Consider the following 21,198-nt stretch of genomic DNA (forward strand, 5'->3'; position numbering starts at 1 on the left):
CCCCTTCCAAGACGCACCTGCAAAGCGTATCTGCCATGCATGGTTCGCGATTTTCTCCTGGTTATGCTTGCCGCACTTGGTGTGGTCTCCGCCGCCCCGGCGCGGGCCGATTGCGTTGTGTTGCTGCACGGGTTGGCCCGGACTGACACCTCTTTCCTCGTGATGGAGCACGTCCTCGAAGCCAAAGGCTACCACGTTGAATCTCCCAGCTACCCTTCGACCACCGCGCGCATTCAAGCGTTGGTCGAAGACACTCTGCCGGCCGCCGTTGACCGCTGTGGCGACACACAGGTGCACTTTGTGACCCATTCAATGGGCGGCATCCTGCTGCGGGTCTGGTTGCAGGAGAACCGCCCGCACCAGCTTGGGCGCGTTGTCATGCTCGCACCGCCGAACCAGGGCAGCGAACTGGTTGACGAACTGGGCGGGCTCGAGTTCTTCGACTGGCTCAACGGGCCGGCGGGCCAGCAGCTTGGAACAGACCCCGATGATGTGCCCCGATCCCTGCCACCGGTTGATTTTGAACTGGGGATCATCGCGGGCACTCGGTCACTCAATCCGTTCTTCTCGGCGATCATTCCGGGCGATGACGACGGCAAAGTCTCGGTCGCTTCCACACGGGTAGAGGGCATGGCCGCCCATTTGACGTTGCCTGTGACACACACTTTCATCATGCAGGCGCCATCGGTGATCGCTCAGGTCGATCTGTTTCTGCGGACGGGTCGGTTCGACGCAGAACTTGACTGGACGCAAAGTATCAACTCTGAAGAGCTTGCCTGCATGTTCGGCATCTGTCCGGAACTGATTGATGACAATTGATTGCACCTTCTTCGGTGCACGCGTGCTTGGGCCCGAAGGATGGAGCGACCCGCCTCTGTCCATTTCCGATGGCCTCGTGCAGGCTTCAAGTGGTGGGCGCATTGTCGATTTGACCGGCTACCTCGTGCTTCCGGGTGTTGTAGATGCCCATGGCGATGGTTTTGAACGGCATATGGCCCCGCGTCGCGGTGCGCTGCGAGAGGCGGATCACGGTATGACCGCCTGCGCGGCAGAACTGGCCGCCAACGGGATCACGACAGCGGTTCTGGCCCAGTTCTTCAGTTGGGAAGGTGGCATGCGGGGGCCGGAGTTTGCCGAGCATGTGTTTGGCGTGGTCTCGAAGGTGCGCCCGACTGTGGCCGTTGACCTGCAACTGCAGCTGCGGCTTGAAACCCATCTGCTGGACGAATTCCCCCGCGCAGAGGCAGCGGTTGACCGTTTTGGCATCCGCTACGTGGTGTTCAACGATCACTTGCCGCACCAACGGCTGTCGGAGGGGCGCAAGCCACCCCGGCTGACCGGTCAGGCGCTCAAGAGTGGGCGCAGTCCCGAGGCACATCTGGCTTTGATGCAGGACTTGCACGCCCGAAGCGCCGAAGTCCCGGCGGCATTGGATGACCTCGCAGGCAGGCTTGCGGCAAAAGGCGTTGTCATGGGGAGCCATGACGACAGCACGCCAGACGACCGCGCCATTTGGGCGAAGCGCGGCGCGCAGGTCAGTGAGTTTCCTGAAACCTTGGAAGCCGCGACCGCAGCAAGAGCCGACGGCGCACATATCGTCCTCGGCGCGCCAAATGTCGTGCGCGGAGCCAGCCATGCCGGCAACATTGCGGCCGCCGAACTGGTTCGCGCAGGGCTGTGCGATGCCTTGGCCTCGGATTATCATTACCCATCCCCGATCCGCGCCGCGTTCCGGCTGGAAGAGCTGGGTCTGTGTGATCTCGCGACTGCATGGCGCATGGTGTCCCGCGGGCCTGCGCGACTTCTTGGGCTGACCGATCGGGGCGATCTTACCCCGGGTCAACGAGCAGACCTGATCGTCCTCGACCCTGAAACACGCCGGGTGATGGCGACACTTGCCGCAGGAAAGGTTGCCTATCTTGCAAGCCCGGCGGCAGAGCGGTTCTTCGCGAACTGAGGGGCGAGACCAAAAGACGTCCCGGGAAATCGGAAAAGGGAAGTACCCTAGACGCGCTTGATGTGGTTGACGTGTCCCATCTTGCGCCCGGGCTTGGTTTCCGCCTTGCCATAAAGATGAAGCGCCGTATCCGCGTCAGTGGCAAGCGCGGACACCCGATCCATGTCACTGCCGATCAGGTTCTCCATTACGACATCCGCATAGCGCTGTCCGTCCCCCAAAGGCCATCCTGTGACTGCGCGAATGTGCTGTTCGAACTGGTCTACCGTGCATCCGTTCTGCGTCCAGTGTCCGGAATTGTGCACACGCGGCGCGATCTCGTTCACGATGAGGCCTTGTGCGGTTACGAAAAGCTCGACTCCCAGAACCCCGACATAGTTAAGGGCGTTCAGCACCTGCGCCGCAATCAGAACGGCGTCTGATCTCTGGCTGGCCGTCAGCCGGGCAGGAACGGTCGTCGTACGGAGAATACCTTCGGAATGTACGTTCTCGCCGGGATCAAAGGCCGCCACCGCACCATCCAGACTGCGCGCGGCAATCACGGAGACCTCGTGCGAAAACTCGACAAACCCCTCAAGGATCGAGGGTGCGCCCTGCATATCGGCGAGGGCCGCAGCTGCGTCCTCGGGTGCCATAATCCGCGCCTGACCCTTGCCGTCATATCCGAACCGTCTGGTCTTCAATATTGACGGGGTGCCGATGTCGTGCAACGCGGCCTCGAGGCTTTCGGCGTCCGTGATATCGGCGAAGGGCGCGGTTTTCAGACCAAGGTTTTGCAGAAACGTCTTCTCGGTCAGGCGATCCTGCGACACGCGAAGGGCTTCGCGGCCCGGGTGGATCGGCGCCAGGTCCTGCAGAATATCAAGCGCTGTCGTCGGGATATTCTCGAATTCATAGGTGATGACGTCGACGGACTGCCCGAAGGTGCGCAATGCGGCCTCGTCGTCATAGGCTGCGGTTGTCACCCGATGCGCGACTTGCCCGGCAGGAGGTTCTGCGCCGGGCTCATAGATGTGACACCGAAATCCCAGCCTGCTGGCCGCGACGGACAGCATCCGACCAAGTTGTCCGCCACCGATGATGCCGATCGTCGATCCAAGGGGAAGAGGTGTTGGCATTGTGCTATCCGTCGTCTGAAGGCACGTCTGGGATCGAGGCTGAGAGGTCTGATCTCCACTGATCCAAACGCCCCGCGAGGTCTGCATCCTGAAGCGCAAGAATTCCGGCAGCCATCAAGCCCGCATTTGCGGCGCCTGCCGCGCCGATCGCCATCGTCGCCACGGGGAAGCCGCGCGGCATCTGCAGGATCGAATAAAGGCTGTCCACGCCAGAGAGTGCCTTGGTCTGGACGGGAACACCGATCACGGGAACACGCGTCTTTGATGCCATCATCCCCGGCAGATGCGCCGCACCTCCGGCCCCCGCGATGATCACTTGAAGGCCGCGCTCTACCGCAGATTTTCCGTAGTCCCACAACCGGTCCGGTGTGCGATGCGCCGACACGATCCGGGTTTCGAAAGGAACGCCCAGGGCGTCAAGGACATCCGCCGCTTCCTTCATGGTCGGCCAGTCGGACTGACTGCCCATGATGATCCCAATTTTTATTGTGTCTGCCACAGCATGCGCACTCGTTCAGGTCTAGGAGCGCGCACTATAGCCAGATCGGATCCGGGGGCAACTCAGGCAATGATGTCGGGCAGCAAACGATCTTCGATCAGGGCGATTTTGTCCTTCAGAAGAAGCTTTTTCTTCTTCAGACGCTGCAAGGTCAGTTGATCTGCCGTCCCGGTTTGCTGCATGGCGCGAATGGCCTCGTCAAGATCGCGATGCTCGCGACGAAACACTTCGAGTTCGACCCGCAGCACGTCGTCCGTCTTCATCGAAAGATCCGTTGGCGCATTCATCGGTGTTTTGTCCCCGTGATCCGGCTAAGCAGCTGAGAGGTAGAGAATAACCGCAAACGTCGATTCCGCAAAGCCCTTGCGTCGGGCGGGCAGGCTCCCCATATTTCACTCAAGGCGGTTGCCATAATGGGGCCGCACAACACACAGTCGCTTTCCGCAAAGGGCGTGTCGATGACGAAACTGACCTTGGGTTCCTACCCTCATCTCTTGGGCTTTGAGCAGCTTGAACGTTTGCTAGAGCGCACCGCGAAGTCGGGGAATGACGGGTATCCTCCGTTCAATATCGAACAGACTTCGGACGGATCATACCGCATTACCCTCGCTGTCGCAGGGTTCCGTGAACAGGACCTGAGTATCACGGTCGAGGATCGCCAACTCGTGATCCGGGGTCGGCAAAAAGACGACAGCGCTGATCGGATATTCCTGCACCGCGGCATCGCGGCGCGGCAGTTCCAGCGCAGTTTCGTTCTCGCAGACGGCGTCGAAGTTGGAGAAGCGATCATGGAAAACGGATTGTTGCATGTCGACCTGACGCTGATGCGTCCGGAGACCGTGGTTCAGACAATCCAGATCAAAAAGGGGTAGGACATGAATACACCGTTTGATTTCAAAGACGCTGACCAGTCGAACCTGGTTTACGTGCGGCCTGTCGCAGTGGCGGATCTTCCTGCCGACGTACAAGACGAGGTCGGCAATCAAGAGACGATCTACGCCGTCCACCGCGCAGACGGCGAACGACTGGCTTTGGTGAAGAACCGTAAGCTCGCGTTTATGCTCGCGCGCCAGAATGATCTGTCGCCGGTCACCGTCCACTAAACCTTGTCAGGGAACAGCTTTAAGCGCTGATCCCTGGCGTGGACACTGCACAGGTCCCGCGGAGGTCGCAAAGCGCACGGGCACCGTTTCGCTTTCGACACCGCGGGCTCCTTTAATCACTTCGAAATGCAAATGCGGGCCTGTCGAACGGCCCGTATTTCCAGAATACCCCAGCAGCTGGCCGCGCCGCACAGTGTCGCCCAGCTGCACGGCGATACCGTTTTGGCGCAGGTGGAAGTATTGCGCCAAGGTTCGATCGCCATGCGCCACGATCACGTAGTTTCCATCGTTCTCATAGGATCGTGACGGGCCGCCCCGGTTCGAATCCTCTTTGACGGCCACAACCCGCCCCTCCCGTGTCGCGAGGATAGGAGTGCCAACAGGCATATCGAAGTCCATGGCGTATTTTTGCGGGCCGATATGAGAGAAGCGTCCGTTGCAGCTTTGACCAACCGGGAAGGATTGATCCGATCCATAGGGCAGGCGGTAGCGATAGCTGTCATCGTGCCGGGCGGTGATGTCTCCTCTGCTCCAAGAAAAGGTGTACCGATAGCTCCAGCCACCTTGTGAGGCCGTGGTCAGAGTGAACAATTGCACCTTTTCGCGCCCCTGCAGCACAAACGGCCCGGAACCGCCGCCCGCCAGACGCAAGTTCTGAAGGTTCATTTCGACGTCTACCGTCACCGGCAACAGGGCGTGGCGGTTCTCGGCGATAAACGTGATCTGCGCGTCATTGGTCACGGTTTCGATACAAACCATTCCAAAGTCTTCGTCACAGGTGACATCGGCCGTGGCTTGGTTTGCGGGAAGCGCCCACGCAACCAGAGTAGCAAACACGATCAGCCAAATCGTTTTCATGTCAGGTTCCCGCCCAACCCATCGCGCCCGCATCTTCCTCGCGCGATGGCACCTTGGGGATTCCCGGCCAGATACCAAACCTGTCGGACACGGCATCAAGACATGCCGTATTCGCCTCGGCCCGGGTCAATCCGTTGATGGTGCTGCTCTGCAGTTCGGGGCCGTTCGTTTGCAACGGATGAAACATAGACCGCGCCGCAGCGGCCTCTTTGACTTCGATACCATGCGCGGCCATCCAGCCGGACAGCCAGATATCATCGACGGAATAGGCCTCATCGGGCATGTCAAGAATACTGGCCTGCAGCAGATCGCGGTCCAGCAACACTCCGCCAAAGCCCTGTGCGATCTTGTCAAACGGCGCTTGTGCTGCGCGCTTCAGTCGGGTCACTGGAAAGGTCGAACCGGCAAAGACCGTTTTTGTCGTGCTCCACTCCGACAAGAGCGTTTCGGCCCATTGGGGTTCATAAACCCAATCATCGTCGCAATACAGGATCGTGGTCGCTTCGGGATCGTCCAGGCAGCCAAAGAGCTTGGTGGCAGGTCCAAAGTCCCGACTGCACCGGCGCAGAACAATACCAACCGGAAGGTCGGGAACGAACACCGGCCCGGGGAAGCGCATGTACGCCTCCGGGATCGAGACAACGACCCGCGCAGGAGTGCTCTGTTTCATCAGATGCTCCACCACAACGCACAGTGTGTCGAACCGAGGCGGGATGGAAGTCAAAGAGATCGTCAGCATGGTGCCGGAAGCATCGCACAAGCCTTCGCCAAGAAGAAGCACTCGCGTGGCGTGGCGCCCTTCTTGGCAGATTTCTGCATTCGGACGGATCCGGCTGCGACCGGTCGCTAATCTGCGGCGATGAGGCCCAAGGACTCGAGTTTCAGAATGACCTGATGCGCGCAGTTATCGACATCGACATTCTCGGTCTCAACTCGCAGTTCAGGGTCCTCAGGCACATCATATGGATCCGAGATCCCAGTGAATTCCTTGATCTTGCCCTCCCGCGCGAGTTTGTAGAGCCCCTTGCGGTCACGCCGTTCGCACTCTTCGATGCTCGTCGCAACATGCACTTCAATAAAGGCTCCGAATTGCTCGATGTCTTCCCGTACGGCGCGTCGCGTTGTGGCGTAGGGCGCAATCGGTGCGCAGATGGCAATGCCGCCGTTCTTCGTGATCTCGGAAGCGACATAGCCGATGCGACGGATGTTCAGGTCGCGGTGTTCTTTCGAAAAACCCAGTTCCGATGACAGGTTTTTCCGCACGATATCACCATCAAGCAGAGTCACTGGACGGCCGCCCATTTCCATAAGCTTGACCATAAGGGCATTGGCGATCGTCGACTTTCCAGAGCCCGAGAACCCGGTGAAGAACACAGTGAAGCCCTGCTGCGAGCGTGGCGGGCGGGTCTTGCGCAACTCGGCCACCACTTCCGGGAAGCTGAACCACTCGGGAATATCCAGGCCTTCGGACAAACGACGACGCAGTTCCGTGCCGGAGATATTCAGGATCGTGACGTCATCCTTATCCGCGATCTCGTCCATCGGTTCGTATTGCGCGCGCTCCTGCACAAAGACCATGTGCTTGAAATCGACCATCTCGATGCCGATTTCTTCCTGATGTTCACGGAAAAGATCCTGCGCGTCATATGGACCGTAGAAGTCTTCGCCCTTGGAGTTCTTGCCCGGTCCTGCATGGTCCCGGCCGACGATGAAATGGGTACAGCCGTGATTCTTGCGAATGAGGCCGTGCCACACGGCCTCGCGCGGGCCGGCCATCCGCATGGCAAGGTTTAGAAGGCTCATCGTCGTTGTTGATTGCGGGTACTTGTCGAGTACCGCCTCATAGCAGCGCACGCGGGTGAAGTGGTCGACGTCGCCGGGTTTCGTCATGCCGACGACGGGGTGGATTAGCAGGTTGGCCTGGCTTTCCTTTGCTGCGCGGAATGTCAGTTCCTGATGCGCGCGGTGAAGCGGATTGCGTGTCTGGAAGGCGACCACCTTCCGCCACCCCAGCTTCCTGAAATAGGCGCGCAATTCATTGGGAGTATCGCGGCGCCCCCGGAAATCGTAATGCACCGGTTGCTGGATGCCTGTCACTGGCCCACCAAGGTACGCCTTACCCGCGACATTGTGCAGATAGTTCACGGCGGGGTGTGCTTGGTCATTCGCGCCGAAGACCTTCTCGGCTTCATGCGCCTTGTCGGGTGTCCAACGGTCCGTGACGGTCATGGTGCCCAGAATGACACCCTCTTGATCGCGCAGGGCGATATCCTGTCCAATCTCGATGCCTTCAGCAAAGGTTTCAGACACATCCAGAGTGATGGGCATCGGCCAGAGCGTCCCGTCAGCAAGTCGCATGTTGTCGACCACGCTGATGTAATCCGCTTCGCTCAGGAAGCCTTTGAGCGGGTTGAAACCGCCATTCATCAAGAGCTCAAGATCGCAAATCTGGCGCGGTGTCAGGTCGTGACTGATTAGGTCTGCAGCTTCCTGTTTGAGCTTTGTCGCGCTCTCATACGAGACGTAGAGTTCCGGGATCGGGGCAAGGTTCTGGGGATACATCTAACTGCTCACTGTCCAATTTTCCGCGCTGGTTACGCCCGTAAAAGGACAGAAGTCCAGCGATACGGGTGCGCAGCAGGTCAATTCAGGAAAATGTGCGGAGTTTTTGCCAAATCCCGCGACGCTGTACCAAATCCGGTTGGACGGCGGGGCAAATTTCGCCTGCTCTAGCGGATCACGCGCACGTTTACTCGGCCGCCGGTGCCTCCGCGCCGTAGCCGAGCGGTTCGGACACGTCTTTGCCCGCGTCGTCACCTTGTTCTGCAAGGAAACGCTCTGCCTCCAGCGCCGCCATGCAACCCATGCCCGCGGACGTAACCGCTTGGCGATAGATGTGATCCGTCAGATCGCCAGCAGCAAAAACACCGGGGATGGAGGTTGCGGTGCTGTCAGGTTTGGTCACGACGTAGCCACCCATATGCGTCTCCAGTTTGTCCTTCACCAATTCGTTCGCTGGTGCGTGACCGATGGCAATGAACACACCCTTGCACGGTATGTCGGTGATCTCTCCGGTTTTGACGTGTTTTACCCGGACGCCTTCGACCCCTTTGGGCATGTCTGAGCCATACACTTCGTCCAGTTGGTGGAACCAAAGCGTTTCAATCTTCGGGTTCTTGAACAAGCGATCTTGCAGGATCTTCTCGGCACGCAACTCGTCGCGGCGGTGGATCAACGTAACCTTGGACGCGAAATTGGTCAGGAAGAGCGCTTCTTCCACGGCCGTATTCCCACCGCCCACCACAACAATTTCCTGTCCGCGATAGAAAAAGCCATCACAGGTCGCGCAGGCGGAAACACCAAATCCCTTGAACGCATCCTCAGTAGGCAACCCGAGCCACTTGGCACGGGCGCCGGTGGCAAGGATGATGGCATCCGCGGTGTAAATCGTGCCGCTGTCGGAGTGTGCTTTGAACGGACGATTGTCGAGGTCGAGCGACGTGATCACGTCTCCGATGATCTCACACCCCATGGCGCGGGCATGCGCCTCCATCCGCACCATGAGGTCCGGCCCCTGCACCTCAGTGTCACCGGGCCAGTTTTCGACCTCGGTCGTCGTGGTCAGCTGGCCCCCCGGCTCCATGCCTTGGATCAGAATGGGTTCCAGCATCGCGCGGCTTGCATAGACACCAGCGGTGTATCCGGCCGGGCCAGACCCGATGATCAGGACCTTCGTGTGGCGTGTGTCGGACATGGGGGCAGCCTCGCGTCGCAGATGTTTGGTATGTTAGGGAAACCATATATGCCCGCGCAGTCGTGTTCGCAAACCATTGCCGCCGCAGACCGCGTCATCCTGCCGCAGAGAACCGACTGTTAATATTCTTGCGCATTATTGAAATAATATTGCGTATGCGCACCGCTAGGTTATAATAACACGAAATAGCAGGGGTGCTAAGGATGCCGTCTCATCGTCTGGATCCAATTGATCGTAAAATCCTGTCCGAGCTTCAGGCCGACGGGCGGATGACCAATGTGGAACTCGCCCGCCGGGTGGGTATTTCGGCACCACCCTGCCTGCGACGGGTGCGGACATTGGAAGAGCAGGGTTTCATCCGAGGATACCATGCGGAAGTGGACCCGCGCGAACTGGGCTTCGAGGTTCAGGTCTTTGCCATGGTTGGACTGCAAAGCCAGGCCGAGGCGGACCTCCGCGCGTTCGAGGACCGATGCCGCAGCTGGCCGCTGGTTCGGGAATGCCACATGCTCAACGGCGAGGTCGACTTCATCCTGAAATGCGTCGCGCCGGATCTCAGCACGTTTCAAACCTTTCTGACGGGCGAATTGCTTACTTCGCCGAATGTCGGAAGTGTCAAAACCTCTCTGGTCATCCGGGGCGCGAAAGACGAACCCGGTGTTCCGTTCGATATTCTTGAAGAACGTCTGACTGAAGCAGGCTGATCAGGCGACGCGCAGCGTTTCGATCACGTCTCGTGTGGTGCGCGGGAAGGCAAGGTCGCCGAAGCCTTCAAGCTCTCTTAGGTGGCGGAACATGGATTGCATCATGTCGCGGACCGATGTGCCGAGTTCGGCCTCGGTCACACGTCCGGGGTGGTAACTTTCCAGTTCGTGACCGTTCGCTTTGACGATGCCATGTCGGCGCAATGCAAAGTGGTATAGCTGCACCGATCCTGGCGGCGTGATTTTCAGAATGCGGTCGCCGTCCACGTAATCCGAAGCGGGCGCAAGGACCGCATCGCAATTCAGCAAATCGTTGAACCGATCCTGCCGAATGACCAACCGGGCAGCGGGCCCCAGAAGAAGGTCACTCTGGTCGAACCCGTGTCCGGGCAAACGGAGCAAATGTGTGAGAGACGTGTCGTGACCGGGGAAATCCGGCGTGTATGGCGTACTTCCGATCCACATCACCGGTTCCGGACCGCGATGTGTTTCGACAAGATCACCCGGTATGAGGTCTTCTACCGCAATGGGACCCATGACCGTCGTGATGAGAGTGCCCCGCGCAAAGGCCGCAGCACAGGCCTCGAACGTCGGGATTGCGGGGACGGAATACGTGGCTTCGGAAATGGACTGGTTTGAGAGAAGTGCAGCAGACTCGATGGTGCGCGTGAGAGACGTATCGCGCAAAGCCTGCCCGTCGAACGTGGCAATGTTGTCGCCGGAGACCGCATAGGCGTTGAAATCGTCCTCAGAGGATCGAATGGTCGGGGTCGGAGCCATGTGATCACCTTTCGGTTAGGTCACATCCGAGTTGGCCCCCACCAACAACACCAGAAGGACGGTGCGATTTCGTTAGGCAATATCTGGCCGATCCGTTCTTGATTCGTCAAAAAACAATGAAAATTGGCCGCGAAATCGCGGCCAATCGGGGAAATGATGAAAAACTGTCGCGGGATGCCAAACAGTGACGTCACATTCTGTTTGGATTGTGACGAACCGTGTGAGGCAGATTCGCTTTATGCGCGCTTGCGGTCGGGAACGTTTGCCGCCTCGGCTTTGATGCGGGCAAACATGGCCCGACGAGCCGCGCCACGCTGAAACGGTAGGATGGGAAGCTCTTCTTTCGAGGCTGCGACGACGGATGCGACGAATTTTGCGCTGCGCGACATGGGACTGCTCCGATGTGTTGGTTTTGTTGTTTCGTTAATGACAATTGACCCCGGCATTGGGGCGCGTTTGTGACCAAACGTGGACAATCCCGGTGTATTGTCGTGATTGATTTTGGGCAGTCAGGTTTATGCGGCACGGGCGTCGAGACGTCCGGGCGTGCGCGAAACGTCCATCAGCCGCTCAGGATTGTCGCGCTGCGACTTTCGTCCAAATCATCCGACCAAGCAAAACCGCGGCACAGAAATCCGCTGCTAGAATGCCCCACAGAATCCAACCCGACACGCTCGACGCTTTCGTAAGTTCGAGGACCGTTCCGGCCATTCCGCCCAGCATGCACACAAGGGCAAGCCATGCGACCCAATCAAGCCCGCGCCGCAATCCGAAGAAGAACGCGGTGTAGAGCGCCGCTGGAAACAGGAGAAACAGACCGACGGTTGTGAAGCCGGACAGAAAGCTCCCGATCACGTGCAGCACAGCGCTCAAAAGAAGGAAGTATCCAGCCGTCATCTTGTTCTCATCCCGTCCAGACCCTTTGGCGTGTGCGACGAGTTTCAATTTGGGCCAGCGGGCGGAAAAGGACAGGGTCTGCGTTCTAACAGAGCGCTTTACAACCGAATGACAGATATCAGGCGTCCGTAATCTGCCTCTTTGGCATGCGTAGACCGTCGATATGAAAAGAATCTGTCCGCATCTTCGTAAGTGCAATGCCGTGTCCATTCGGCAGTGACGCCAGTTGCACGCAGCTTGTGCAGGCCAAACGCCGGCAGATCGAAATGAAACCGATCTTCCGACCCGTTGGCGAAGAAACGCGCGTTCTGCGGATCATCGGCCAGAAACTCGTCAAGGAACTCTGGCCCGACCTCGTAGGACCTCTGACTGATGCTGGGACCGATCACCGCCGCGATGCGCTCGCGATTTGACCCCAGCGCTTCCATCGCCTCGACGGTTGCTTCCAGGACTCCGTCCAACGTCCCGCGCCACCCGGCATGCGCCGCACCGACCACACCAGCCTCTGCATCGGCAAGCAGAACTGGCTGGCAATCCGCTGTCAGAATGGCCAGCGCAACGCCCGGCGTGTTCGACACCATCGCGTCGGCTTTGGGGCGCGGATCGCTCACCGGCCCATCGACGATCTGCACGTCCGCGGAATGAGTCTGGTGCACCGTAATCAGGTGTTCGACTGGCACATCCATGGCATCTGCCACACGCGCACGGTTGATGGCGACGATCTCCGATTGGTCGGACGACCCCGTTCCACAGTTCAAACCCGCGAACACACCCGAAGATGCACCTCCGCGACGGGTGAAAAACCCGTGCCGGAAGGGGCTCAAGCTGTCGGATGTGATGATCTCAAGCGTCATGGCTCTCCAGTCCGGGGAGGGGTGAATCGTCACGTGCGTGAATACCGAGTACTTTGAATAGAGTTCCCATTTCGTCGGGATGGGTCAACCGCCGATGTGCGGCAACATGGTCAGTCAGCGCCGCGTCCCGCAACCCGGCGGCAAGGCTCTGCGCCCGCTGCGTGATGCCGAGGCGTTCAAGAAAGACACCTTGAGGCGTCATCTCGGTCACGCCACAGCCATTGGCCTTCGCAGCCTCTGCCAGCGGTTCGAAATCGACATGCGCAGTCAGGTCCGCCTGTCCCGGCTCAGCGAGCGGATCGACGGGTTTATGCGCGCGCACCGCCTGAAACGTGTCACCGACGGATCGCCACCCGCCATAGTCGACGATCAGGGCTGCTCCGCCGTTTTTTGCGATGCGCGCGGCGACAGCGTCAACCACCGCGGTGCCGTGTGCACAGGCTTCGACGATGCCACCTTCCTCGGTGTCGTCGAGGCGATGGTCGAGCATCTCTATCGGGGCCGGGGCGCTCAGGCCGAGGGTCAGGCCACCTGTGTCGGACAGTCCCACCATCACCTCGCGCCATCCCTTTGGATCACGTTGAAACTGCCGTATCGGCAAGGCGTCGAAGAATTCGTTCGCCACAAGGAACATGGGCAGATCGGTCGGCACGTCTTCGATGGTATTGTGCCAGACTGGTTTGAAAGGGCCTAGCACATCGCTTTGCAGCGCTCTTAACCTTGGTGATGCTTCGACCAGATGCAGCCGGGCCGCTGCGTGAAATCCGGGCACGCGGGCCGTCGCGCGCAGCAGGTCCACCATCAGGGTCCCGCGCCCTGGGCCCAGTTCAGCGAGGACGAATTCGTCTGGCGACCCGCGCTCCAGCCACGCTTGGGCGAGGCTCAAACCGATCAGCTCTCCGAACATCTGACTGATCTCCGGCGCGGTCGTGAAATCACCGTCGGCCCCAAACGCGTCCTGCGTTGTGTAGTAGCCATGCTCCGGATGCAGAAGGCACGCGGTCATGTATTGTGCCAAAGTTAGCGGCCCCGTCATACTGATCTGCCGCCGAAGGATATCCGCCAGCGCCGTCATGCGCGGCGCGCGGTCGCCCAGAGATAGGCTCCGATAAGGATCATCGGGATCGACAGGAGCTGACCCATGGTCAACCCATACCCACCGATCTGCCAGGCTAGGCCAAGAGGGTTACCGTCCGAGACGAACTGCGCATCAGGTTGGCGCACGAACTCGACCAGAAACCGGGCGAATCCATACCCACCGATGAACAGGCCGACGATGCGACCCGGCGCTTTGAGAGCGCCGCGCCGAAAGGCCAACCAAAGCAACGCCGCGCCCAGTAGCAGCCCCTCCAGCAGCGCTTCGTAAAGCTGCGATGGATGCCGCGCGCAGATTTCCACCAACGCCTGTCCGCAATCCTGCGCCGCCACTCCGGGGAACCGCACTCCCCACGGTAGATCGGTCGGGCGGCCCCATAGTTCTGCATTGATGAAATTTGCGACGCGTCCAAGGAACAGGCCGACCGGCGTCGCCAGAGCCATCATGTCGGCTGCCGGTCGCAAGGGAATGCCTGAGCGCAGGCAATAGATCAGTGCTGCGATCACGACGCCAAGGAATCCGCCGTGAAACGACATGCCACCCTGCCAGATCGCAAGGATTTCGCCGGGGTTCTGCAGGTAGTAACCTGGTTGATAAAACAGCACGAACCCAAGTCGTCCGCCCAGGATGATCCCGAGGATCACCCAGGTCAGCAGTTCTTCGACCTGTTCTGGTCGCATCGGCGGCGTATCGTTTGCCCAAAGTGCAGGCTTCTTCACCGCCACGACCGCAATGCGCCACCCGATCAGGATGCCCGCGATGTAGGCCAACGCGTACCAGCGCAGCGCAAATTCAATGCCGAAGAGCGAAATCGAAAAGATCTCGGGCGAGATGTTGGGGAAGGGTAGACCGGTCGACATGCGCGCAAATGCTCATCGCTCCTGGGGGAAGTCAACCTTGTGCCGACGCCCCCGGCAGCCCATATAAATGGCAAGGATCATTCGGAGAAGACCATGCAAACGCGAAACAAAGTGTTCGAGGACATCTCGCAACTGATGACCAACGCCATGGGCGTGGCGCAGGGTGCCAAGGAAGAGGCAGAGACGGCGATGAAGTCCATGATGGATCGCTGGCTTGCCGACCGCGACTTTGTCACCCGCGAAGAATTTGATGCCGTTCGTGCGATGGCTCAGAAGGCACGCGAAGAGAACGAAGCGCTGAAGGCGCGCCTCGATGCGATGGAAGCATCGAAGAAGTAAGCGTCAGCTTCGGGGCCGAATGATCGCTTCGGCCTCGATCTCGACCTTGTAGTCGCCGATCAGCCGGCCGATCTGAAACAAGGTATTGGCCGGTTTGATGTCGCTGAACACACGGCCATGCGCTTTAGAGACCGCCAGTACATCGTCGGCGTCTGCCAGAAAGACTCTGGTGCGCACTACGTCCTCTATTGACGCACCTAGGGCTGTCAAAGCCGCGCCGATCTTGTCCAGAATATACGTCGTCTGAGCGCCAGCGTCATTCGGTGCCACGGGCCGGTCCAAACCGTGTGTCGCGGTGGTTCCCGACACGAGCACGCGGTCCCCAACGCGATGCGCACGGCAATAGCCCGCGATGTCTTCCCACTCGCTTCCCGATAACACGCGTGTCTCGCCAGAACGTCCCGGCACGTGTTCGACCGTCACCGCGCTGGGCATCGTATCGAGGTGATGGCTCAGGTCGCCGCTTGCCGTCAGAAACGGAGGCTTGCGGTACTCGTCGCCACAATCGCCGGGCAGGGGTGTCGTCACCTCGAAAGCCGCTTTCAGACGCGCGTGATCCTCGGCATCCAGTTCAAATTGGAACAGCTTGAGATTGTCGTCGCTGTGTTGCGCCTCTCCAAGCCGCGCGCCGATGATGACGCCAGCGACCGCCTCGTTTTCCAGCACCCAGCGTGTCGCGACATTGGCAATGGACACGCCATGTTTGGCCGACACATCCGCCGCCGCCTGCAGTACCGTCTGGTAAGCGTCCCAACCCCCCGCCGTATCGATGAAGCGTTTGTACTTCATCTTGCTCCAGTCGGTGATTTCGGTTGGCTCGGGTTTCCCCAGCCAACGCTCTGATAGGAATCCACCCTGCAAAGTGCCGTAGCAGAGAAGCTTGACACCCCACTGTGCGCAAACTTCCGAAAGCGGCCCCGTGGCGCGACGGTCGAGGAGGGAACACGGCACCTGATTGCTCACAATTGGCACACCGTCTGCCAAAGCCACATGTAAATGCGCCGCGTCGAAATTGGTGAGCCCGATCTCTCCGATCATGCCTTCTTCGCGCAGCTTCGCCATCTCGTGCAGCGCATCCAACCAAGCAGGATGCTCGAAGCTCCACCAGTGGAATTGTAACAGATCGACCCGCTCGACACCCAACCGATCCAGCCGCTCCTGCACGCCCGCACGCACCACATCGGTGGTCATGGGTCCTGGCACAGGGCACCATTTCGTGCACACCGTAGCCTGTGTGCCGCGTGCCAGAAGCGCCCCGGCGATGCGTTCAGCCGACCCGTAATGATCCGCCATGTCGAACGTATTGAAACCGGCCTCGGTATAGGCCGCCAGATGATCCGCCCCGGTCTCCGGGTCGATCACATCCCCGTCTTTTTCGATATCGGCCACTTGCCATAGCCCCACCAAGGCACGGCGAATGGTCAGTTGCTTGCTCAGGGCGATGGTGTCGGGTTCGGTCACATGCGGTCCTTTCGCTTGTCGGACAATGAGTTGCCGCCCCGAACGGGTTTGACAACCCTGAAAGAACCGCCCAACGATAGGCGCAACAGGGAACAACTGCGCGGAACTGCGCAACGGGGAATGATGAGCGCGGCGCAGGACGCGGATGATTTCTGGCTTTACGATCTGCGTGTCGAAACCGTGGTCGGCGACCGGCAATCGGTATGCCGCCATGTCGAGGGCGAAAGTTTCCGCGTCGAAGGGGAGCTTCTGATCTTCGATCCGCAGCAAAAGGTTTCGATGTATGCGCTCGCAGCCTTGCTGCCTCTGCTGCCCGCCAAGCAACGTCCCACGTCCGACAATGACTGGATGTCCACCGATGCAGAAATCGCCTGTCCCGATCCGCATTGTGGTGGGCGGTTCCGCGTGACCCGCGTGGGAAAGCGCACGTTCCGTCATGCCGAGACCACAGGTCTGCCCGATCAGCGCGACACGCCCTATTGGAAGGACGCGGAATGACGGTAGAGACGATTGACCTCCGCCCCGGCCACACGATCAGTCGCGTCATCCGCGGCGGGTGGCAGCTGGCGGGCGATCATGGTCCTGTAGACCGCGCGCAGGCGATCCGGGACATGGAAGCGTTTGTCGATGCGGGGCTTTTCACCTTCGATTGTGCGGACATCTATACCGGTGTCGAAGAGATGATTGGCGAGTTCATCGCCGACCTGCGCGCGCGGCGCGGGGCATCGGTGGCGGATCGGGTGTGCGTGCATACGAAACTGGTGCCGGACCTGACCCGGCTGGCCGAACTGCGCCCGGATGAGGTCAAAGCCATCGTGGATCGGTCCTTGCAGCGGTTGCAAATCGACCAGTTGGACCTCGTGCAGTTCTTCTGGTGGGACCTGTCGCTCGGGAATGCTGTCGAAAGCCTCGCGGTGCTCAAGGATTTGCAGCAACAGGGCAAGATCAGGACGCTCGGCACGACGAATTGGGACCGGCAGAAGATGCAGCCGTTTGTCGACGCCGGATTCGATCTCGCTTCGGCGCAGGTGCAGTACTCCGTGCTGGATCGCCGGCCTCAGAATGGCCTGACTGAGTGGGCGGCGCAGAACGACATGCAATTGATCTGCTACGGCACGCTGGCGGGCGGGTTCCTCACCGAGAAATGGCTGGGCGAGCCGGACCCGGGCTTCGAGTTCGAGAACCGCAGCCTGATCAAGTACCGCCTGATCATCGACGAATTTGGGGATTGGGATCACTTTCAGACCCTCCTGCGCGCGTTGAAAGCCATCGGCGACAAACACCGCGTGTCGCCGTCGGCCGTCGCAACGCGCTGGGTGCTCGACCAATCGCATGTCGCTGCCGCAATCGTCGGCGCGCGCTACGCCCGGCATTTGCCTCAGACGCTTCAAACCTTTGGCTTCAAACTCATGCCCGACGACTACGCGATCATTCAGGCGGTATTGGATAAGGCCAACGGGCCGAACGGTGATGTCTATTCGCTCGAAGGGGACCGGACGAGCCGCCACGGGCGGATCATGAAGTACAATCTCAACACCAATCCGAACGACTCGGTGCACGGGTCGCATGGCTGAGCCGATCCTGAGCATTCGCAACGTGACGCGCGATTTTGGAGAGTTCCGCGCGGTGGATGACGTGTCCATCGACATTCAAACAGGCACCATCACCGGGCTGATCGGCCCCAACGGCGCGGGAAAGACGACGCTGTTCAATGTGCTGACCGGGATGCTGCCGCCGACCAGCGGGACGGTACATCTGGACGGTCAGGATGTGACGCGTTTCCGGCCCGACGCGCTTTTCGCGATGGGCCTCGGCCGCACGTTTCAAATCCCCCGTCCCTTCGCCAAGATGAGTGTTCTGGAAAATGTCATGCTGGCCCCCTTGGCGCAGTCGGGGGAACGGCTTTGGGGGCCGTTTTTCCAGTCGGGGAAAATGCGCGATCAGGAGGCTGCGATCCGCAGGCGCGCGATGGAGGTTCTGGATTTCGTGACCCTGGCACCGCTCGCCGACAACGCGGCGGGTCAGATTTCAGGCGGGCAGATGAAACTTCTGGAACTGGCGCGTATTCTGATGGGCGACCCGAAGCTGATCCTGCTCGACGAACCGGCGGCAGGGGTAAATCCGACGCTGACCAAAACGCTGATCGAGAAGATCGAAGAGCTGAACCGTGACGGCAAGACTTTTGTCATTATCGAGCACGACATGGATTTCGTCATGCAGCACTGCGACCCGGTGATCGCGCTGGCCGAGGGTCGTAAGGTGTTCGAAGGCAGGGCGGAAGAGGCGCAGAGCAACACCGTCTTGCTCGACGCGTATCTCGGGGCGCAGGTCGAATGACCGCGTTGGTCGCGCGGAACGTCGTTGCTGGCTACGTGCCGGACCTGCCGATTCTGAAGGGCGTGTCGGTCACGGCGGAGACCGCCAAGGTCACGGTCATCATCGGACCGAACGGCGCGGGCAAGTCGACTCTGATCAAGGCGATGGCCGGGCTGGTCCCGGTGTCCGGCGGGTCTGTCCACCTGAACGGGACCGAGATCACCAATCCGCGCCCGGACCGGATGGGCGCTCTGGGCGTGGCCTATGTTCCGCAGTCGGACAACATTTTCCGCTCGCTCACGATCCGTCAGAACCTTGATCTCGTCCTGCGCAACGCAGGGGCCGAAGCGGCAGACCGGCGAGAATCATTGTTCACCCAGTTCCCGGCTTTGGCCGACAAGCAATCTGAGCGCGCAGGGGCCTTGTCCGGCGGACAGCGCCAGTTCCTTGCCGTGGCGATGGCGCTGGCGATCAACCCGTCGGTGATCCTCATGGACGAACCGTCTGCAGGTCTGTCGCCCAAGGCGGCGCAGGAGGTGCTGGAATACGCGAAGTCCCTGACCGAAGAGGGCGTAACGATCCTGCTGGTCGAGCAGAACGTCAAACAGGCGCTCCGGCTGGCCGATCACTGCTACATCCTCGCCGACGGGCGCAATCAGGTCGAGGGACCGGCGCACGAGTTGCTCAACGATCCGGTGGTTGGGCAAATCTACCTCGGTGGCAAGCGGGTGGCACCCGCATGATCCAGAATATCGTCGATGGGTTTCTGGTGGGGTCGATCCTGTCGCTTGGCGCGATTGGGCTCACGATGGCGATGCACATGCTGCGCTTTGCGAATTTCTCGCATGCCGAACTCTTGTCGGTTGGAGCCTATGCCGCGCTGGTCTTCGACGCGTTGTTCTCGGCTTTGCTTCCCGTGATCGACGCCGCCATTGGGCCATTGAGCCTCACGTGGGCACTGACCCTTGCAACCTTGGTTTCGATGGTGATCACCGGTCTGTCGGCCATACTGATCGACAAACTGGTGTTCAAACGGGTGCGCGCCAAAGGCGGGGAGCTGTCGATGGTGTTCGCCTCTTTTGGCGTCGCGATGATCATCCGCAACATCCTCGGGCTCATTTTCGGACTGGACCCTGTGCTTTACAGTCAGGAGATCGTCTTCGCCATTGTCGTCAGCCGCGAACCGTTCTTGCTGGTCAAGCCGGATCAGGTGTTCACGCTGATTGCGGCGTTGGTCATTATGTTCATCTTGCACCTTGTCCTGTCGCGCACGACCTTCGGGTATTCCCTGCGCGCGGTGGCTGAGAATCCGACGCTTGCGCAGGTCTCTGGCATCAACCTCAATCGCATGATCGTGTTGATCTGGCTCATCGGCGGGGGGCTCGCTGCGGCGGCAGGGGTGTTCTACGGCCTGACAAACCAGATCAATCCAGTGCTGGGGCGCGACCTTGTGCTGCCAATCTTTGCCGCAACCATCGTCGGTGGCATTGGCAGCATCTACGGCGCGGTTCTGGGAGGGTTTCTGGTCGGGCTCGCGTCCAACCTCGCTCTGGTGATCCTGCCCTCCGGCTATAGCCCGGCGGTACCGTTCCTCATCATCCTGGCCGTCCTCGTCATCCGACCACACGGCCTTTTCGGGGAGGAGCGCGCATGATCGGGGTGCTGTCGTACCTGATCTTCTTCGCCACGGTCGCGTCGATCCTGTCGATTGCGGTACTCGGGCTGAACCTGCAATGGGGCAACACTGGCCTTTTCAACGGCGGCGTCGTGGCCTTTTTCGGGGCGGGGGCTTACGGCACGCTGATCCTGGGAGGCATCCCGCAAGACGGTCTCATTGGTGGGTTCCAACTGCCCTATCTGATCGCGCTGTTCGGCGGCATGGTGATAGCAGGCATTGTCGCTTGGGTGGTCGGTCTGCTGACGCTGAGGCTTAGGCACGATTACCTCGCGATTGCCACTTTCGGTGTCGCCGTGGCCTTCGAGAACCTGGTCCGCAACGCCGCGATCCTCGGCGGCGCGCAGGGAATACGCGGGTTCGAAAGGCCCTTGCGTGACCTGTTCGAAAGCGCACTTGCCTACAACGCGGCGTTCTTCGTGTTCGTGCTGACCCTGCTGATCCTGACCTATCTCTTTCTGGAGCGACTGATTGCATCGCCCTTCGGCCGGCTGCTCCGGGCGATCCGTGAAGACGAGACCGCAGCGCAGTCCTTGGGCAAATCGCCCTCGCGCGTCCGGTTGACCGCGTTTATCGCCGGCTCGGTTATCATGGGCCTTGCAGGTGGACTCTATGCCACCTTCTATGCCTTCATCAGTCCGCAAGACGTGCTGCCGATCCTGACATTCCAGATCTGGGCGATGCTGATCGTGGGCGGCGCGGGCAACAACAAGGGCGCGGTGATGGGCACGTTCCTGATCTGGGCCGCCTGGACCGCGAGCGGTTGGGCGCTGTCGCGCTTTGCGCCGCTCGAGGTGCAGCTTTACACCGGGTCGATTCAGTTCGTGCTGATCGGCTTTGTGATTGTGGGAATGCTCATGTGGAGACCACAGGGGCTGTTCCCGGAAAAACTGGTCGTGTCGCAATCGGCAGCGGCCAAACGATAAG

26 protein-coding genes are annotated in these 21,198 nt (G+C 60.0%); 12 read left to right on the plus strand and 14 right to left on the minus strand.

Annotation, left to right across the window (positions count from 1 at the left end; genetic code table 11):
* The first annotated feature begins 39 nt into the window (after positions 1 to 39).
* Both BUA42_RS18165 and BUA42_RS18170 read left to right on the plus strand, forming a co-directional pair.
* The gene (locus tag BUA42_RS18165) at positions 40 to 819 is read left to right on the plus strand and encodes an esterase/lipase family protein (protein WP_084066293.1); all 780 of its coding nucleotides are present in this window, start codon (positions 40 to 42) and stop codon (positions 817 to 819) included.
* Positions 809 to 1,957 carry an alpha-D-ribose 1-methylphosphonate 5-triphosphate diphosphatase gene (locus BUA42_RS18170; protein ID WP_072779762.1) on the plus strand — a complete coding sequence of 383 codons (1,149 nt, stop codon included), beginning with the start codon at positions 809 to 811 and terminating at the stop codon, positions 1,955 to 1,957. Before BUA42_RS18165 ends, BUA42_RS18170 begins: the two co-directional genes overlap by 11 nt.
* Positions 1,958 to 2,004: 47 nt before the next feature.
* Here the strand turns inward: BUA42_RS18170 and BUA42_RS18175 are convergent, their stop codons facing one another.
* The 3 genes from BUA42_RS18175 to BUA42_RS18185 form a co-directional block, all read right to left on the minus strand.
* On the minus strand, positions 2,005 to 3,075 hold the full coding sequence (locus BUA42_RS18175; protein ID WP_072779763.1) for a 5-(carboxyamino)imidazole ribonucleotide synthase: 1,071 nt from the start codon (positions 3,073 to 3,075) through the stop codon (positions 2,005 to 2,007).
* Positions 3,076 to 3,079: 4 nt separating this feature from the next.
* Positions 3,080 to 3,574, minus strand: coding sequence for a 5-(carboxyamino)imidazole ribonucleotide mutase (purE, locus tag BUA42_RS18180; protein ID WP_281249793.1), 495 nt, complete (start codon positions 3,572 to 3,574; stop codon positions 3,080 to 3,082).
* 62 nt (positions 3,575 to 3,636) lie between these two features.
* Positions 3,637 to 3,861 (minus strand): YdcH family protein, encoded by a 225-nt coding sequence (locus BUA42_RS18185; protein ID WP_072779765.1) that lies wholly within the window; start codon positions 3,859 to 3,861, stop codon positions 3,637 to 3,639.
* Between the two features lie 171 nt (positions 3,862 to 4,032).
* Here BUA42_RS18185 and BUA42_RS18190 point away from each other — a divergent pair, with 171 nt between their 5' ends.
* Both BUA42_RS18190 and BUA42_RS18195 read left to right on the plus strand, forming a co-directional pair.
* Positions 4,033 to 4,446 (plus strand): Hsp20 family protein, encoded by a 414-nt coding sequence (locus BUA42_RS18190; protein WP_072779826.1) that lies wholly within the window; start codon positions 4,033 to 4,035, stop codon positions 4,444 to 4,446.
* A gap of 3 nt (positions 4,447 to 4,449) precedes the next feature.
* On the plus strand, positions 4,450 to 4,677 hold the full coding sequence (locus BUA42_RS18195; RefSeq protein WP_072779766.1) for a DUF1150 family protein: 228 nt from the start codon (positions 4,450 to 4,452) through the stop codon (positions 4,675 to 4,677).
* Between the two features lie 6 nt (positions 4,678 to 4,683).
* Here BUA42_RS18195 and BUA42_RS18200 read toward each other — a convergent pair whose 3' ends face one another.
* The 4 genes from BUA42_RS18200 to trxB form a co-directional block, all read right to left on the minus strand.
* Positions 4,684 to 5,535, minus strand: coding sequence for a M23 family metallopeptidase (locus tag BUA42_RS18200; protein ID WP_072779767.1), 852 nt, complete (start codon positions 5,533 to 5,535; stop codon positions 4,684 to 4,686).
* A 1-nt stretch (position 5,536) separates the two neighbouring features.
* Complete coding sequence (locus tag BUA42_RS18205) at positions 5,537 to 6,205, minus strand: hypothetical protein (RefSeq protein WP_143152744.1); 669 nt, start codon at positions 6,203 to 6,205, stop codon at positions 5,537 to 5,539.
* 176 nt (positions 6,206 to 6,381) lie between these two features.
* Complete coding sequence (locus tag BUA42_RS18210; RefSeq protein WP_072779769.1) at positions 6,382 to 8,097, minus strand: bifunctional sulfate adenylyltransferase/adenylylsulfate kinase; 1,716 nt, start codon at positions 8,095 to 8,097, stop codon at positions 6,382 to 6,384.
* Positions 8,098 to 8,284: 187 nt separating this feature from the next.
* Positions 8,285 to 9,289: a thioredoxin-disulfide reductase gene (trxB, locus tag BUA42_RS18215; protein WP_072779770.1), complete on the minus strand. Its 1,005-nt coding sequence runs from the start codon at positions 9,287 to 9,289 to the stop codon at positions 8,285 to 8,287.
* Positions 9,290 to 9,492: 203 nt separating this feature from the next.
* Here trxB and BUA42_RS18220 point away from each other — a divergent pair, with 203 nt between their 5' ends.
* Positions 9,493 to 9,993 (plus strand): Lrp/AsnC family transcriptional regulator, encoded by a 501-nt coding sequence (locus BUA42_RS18220; RefSeq protein WP_072779771.1) that lies wholly within the window; start codon positions 9,493 to 9,495, stop codon positions 9,991 to 9,993.
* Here BUA42_RS18220 and BUA42_RS18225 read toward each other — a convergent pair whose 3' ends face one another.
* The 6 genes from BUA42_RS18225 to lgt all read right to left on the minus strand — a co-directional run bounded on the left by BUA42_RS18225 (position 9,994) and on the right by lgt (position 14,480).
* Positions 9,994 to 10,773 carry a Hint domain-containing protein gene (locus tag BUA42_RS18225; protein WP_084066295.1) on the minus strand — a complete coding sequence of 260 codons (780 nt, stop codon included), beginning with the start codon at positions 10,771 to 10,773 and terminating at the stop codon, positions 9,994 to 9,996.
* A gap of 236 nt (positions 10,774 to 11,009) precedes the next feature.
* Entirely contained in the window at positions 11,010 to 11,162 is a 153-nt protein-coding gene (locus tag BUA42_RS21240; RefSeq protein WP_178346929.1) for a hypothetical protein, read from the minus strand.
* A 181-nt stretch (positions 11,163 to 11,343) separates the two neighbouring features.
* On the minus strand, positions 11,344 to 11,670 hold the full coding sequence (locus BUA42_RS18230; protein ID WP_072779772.1) for a hypothetical protein: 327 nt from the start codon (positions 11,668 to 11,670) through the stop codon (positions 11,344 to 11,346).
* A gap of 98 nt (positions 11,671 to 11,768) precedes the next feature.
* Complete coding sequence (pgeF, locus tag BUA42_RS18235) at positions 11,769 to 12,524, minus strand: peptidoglycan editing factor PgeF (RefSeq protein WP_072779773.1); 756 nt, start codon at positions 12,522 to 12,524, stop codon at positions 11,769 to 11,771.
* Positions 12,514 to 13,599, minus strand: coding sequence for a class I SAM-dependent methyltransferase (locus BUA42_RS18240; protein WP_072779774.1), 1,086 nt, complete (start codon positions 13,597 to 13,599; stop codon positions 12,514 to 12,516). The genes pgeF and BUA42_RS18240 overlap by 11 nt, the downstream gene beginning before the upstream one ends.
* A complete protein-coding gene (gene lgt, locus BUA42_RS18245; RefSeq protein WP_072779775.1) occupies positions 13,596 to 14,480 on the minus strand; it encodes a prolipoprotein diacylglyceryl transferase in 885 nt (294 codons plus the stop codon). The genes BUA42_RS18240 and lgt overlap by 4 nt, the downstream gene beginning before the upstream one ends.
* Positions 14,481 to 14,573: 93 nt before the next feature.
* Here lgt and BUA42_RS18250 point away from each other — a divergent pair, with 93 nt between their 5' ends.
* Complete coding sequence (locus tag BUA42_RS18250) at positions 14,574 to 14,819, plus strand: accessory factor UbiK family protein (RefSeq protein ID WP_072779776.1); 246 nt, start codon at positions 14,574 to 14,576, stop codon at positions 14,817 to 14,819.
* A 3-nt stretch (positions 14,820 to 14,822) separates the two neighbouring features.
* Here BUA42_RS18250 and BUA42_RS18255 read toward each other — a convergent pair whose 3' ends face one another.
* Positions 14,823 to 16,280, minus strand: a complete 1,458-nt coding sequence (locus BUA42_RS18255; RefSeq protein ID WP_072779777.1) for an aldo/keto reductase — start codon at positions 16,278 to 16,280, stop codon at positions 14,823 to 14,825.
* Positions 16,281 to 16,403: 123 nt separating this feature from the next.
* Between BUA42_RS18255 and BUA42_RS18260 the strand changes: the two genes are divergently transcribed.
* The 6 genes from BUA42_RS18260 to BUA42_RS18285 are packed head-to-tail and all read left to right on the plus strand — an operon-like array spanning position 16,404 to position 21,197.
* The gene (locus BUA42_RS18260) at positions 16,404 to 16,778 is read left to right on the plus strand and encodes a TIGR04076 family protein (RefSeq protein ID WP_072779828.1); all 375 of its coding nucleotides are present in this window, start codon (positions 16,404 to 16,406) and stop codon (positions 16,776 to 16,778) included.
* Positions 16,775 to 17,854: an aldo/keto reductase gene (locus BUA42_RS18265; protein WP_072779778.1), complete on the plus strand. Its 1,080-nt coding sequence runs from the start codon at positions 16,775 to 16,777 to the stop codon at positions 17,852 to 17,854. The genes BUA42_RS18260 and BUA42_RS18265 overlap by 4 nt, the downstream gene beginning before the upstream one ends.
* The gene (locus BUA42_RS18270; RefSeq protein WP_143152745.1) at positions 17,847 to 18,617 is read left to right on the plus strand and encodes an ABC transporter ATP-binding protein; all 771 of its coding nucleotides are present in this window, start codon (positions 17,847 to 17,849) and stop codon (positions 18,615 to 18,617) included. Before BUA42_RS18265 ends, BUA42_RS18270 begins: the two co-directional genes overlap by 8 nt.
* The gene (locus BUA42_RS18275; protein ID WP_072779779.1) at positions 18,614 to 19,339 is read left to right on the plus strand and encodes an ABC transporter ATP-binding protein; all 726 of its coding nucleotides are present in this window, start codon (positions 18,614 to 18,616) and stop codon (positions 19,337 to 19,339) included. The genes BUA42_RS18270 and BUA42_RS18275 overlap by 4 nt, the downstream gene beginning before the upstream one ends.
* Positions 19,336 to 20,250, plus strand: coding sequence for a branched-chain amino acid ABC transporter permease (locus BUA42_RS18280; protein ID WP_072779780.1), 915 nt, complete (start codon positions 19,336 to 19,338; stop codon positions 20,248 to 20,250). Before BUA42_RS18275 ends, BUA42_RS18280 begins: the two co-directional genes overlap by 4 nt.
* Positions 20,247 to 21,197 carry a branched-chain amino acid ABC transporter permease gene (locus BUA42_RS18285; RefSeq protein WP_072779781.1) on the plus strand — a complete coding sequence of 317 codons (951 nt, stop codon included), beginning with the start codon at positions 20,247 to 20,249 and terminating at the stop codon, positions 21,195 to 21,197. Before BUA42_RS18280 ends, BUA42_RS18285 begins: the two co-directional genes overlap by 4 nt.
* Position 21,198 lies beyond the last annotated feature (1 nt).

Origin of the sequence: Marivita hallyeonensis (genome assembly GCF_900129875.1) — a bacterium.
GTDB lineage: Bacteria > Pseudomonadota > Alphaproteobacteria > Rhodobacterales > Rhodobacteraceae > Marivita > Marivita hallyeonensis.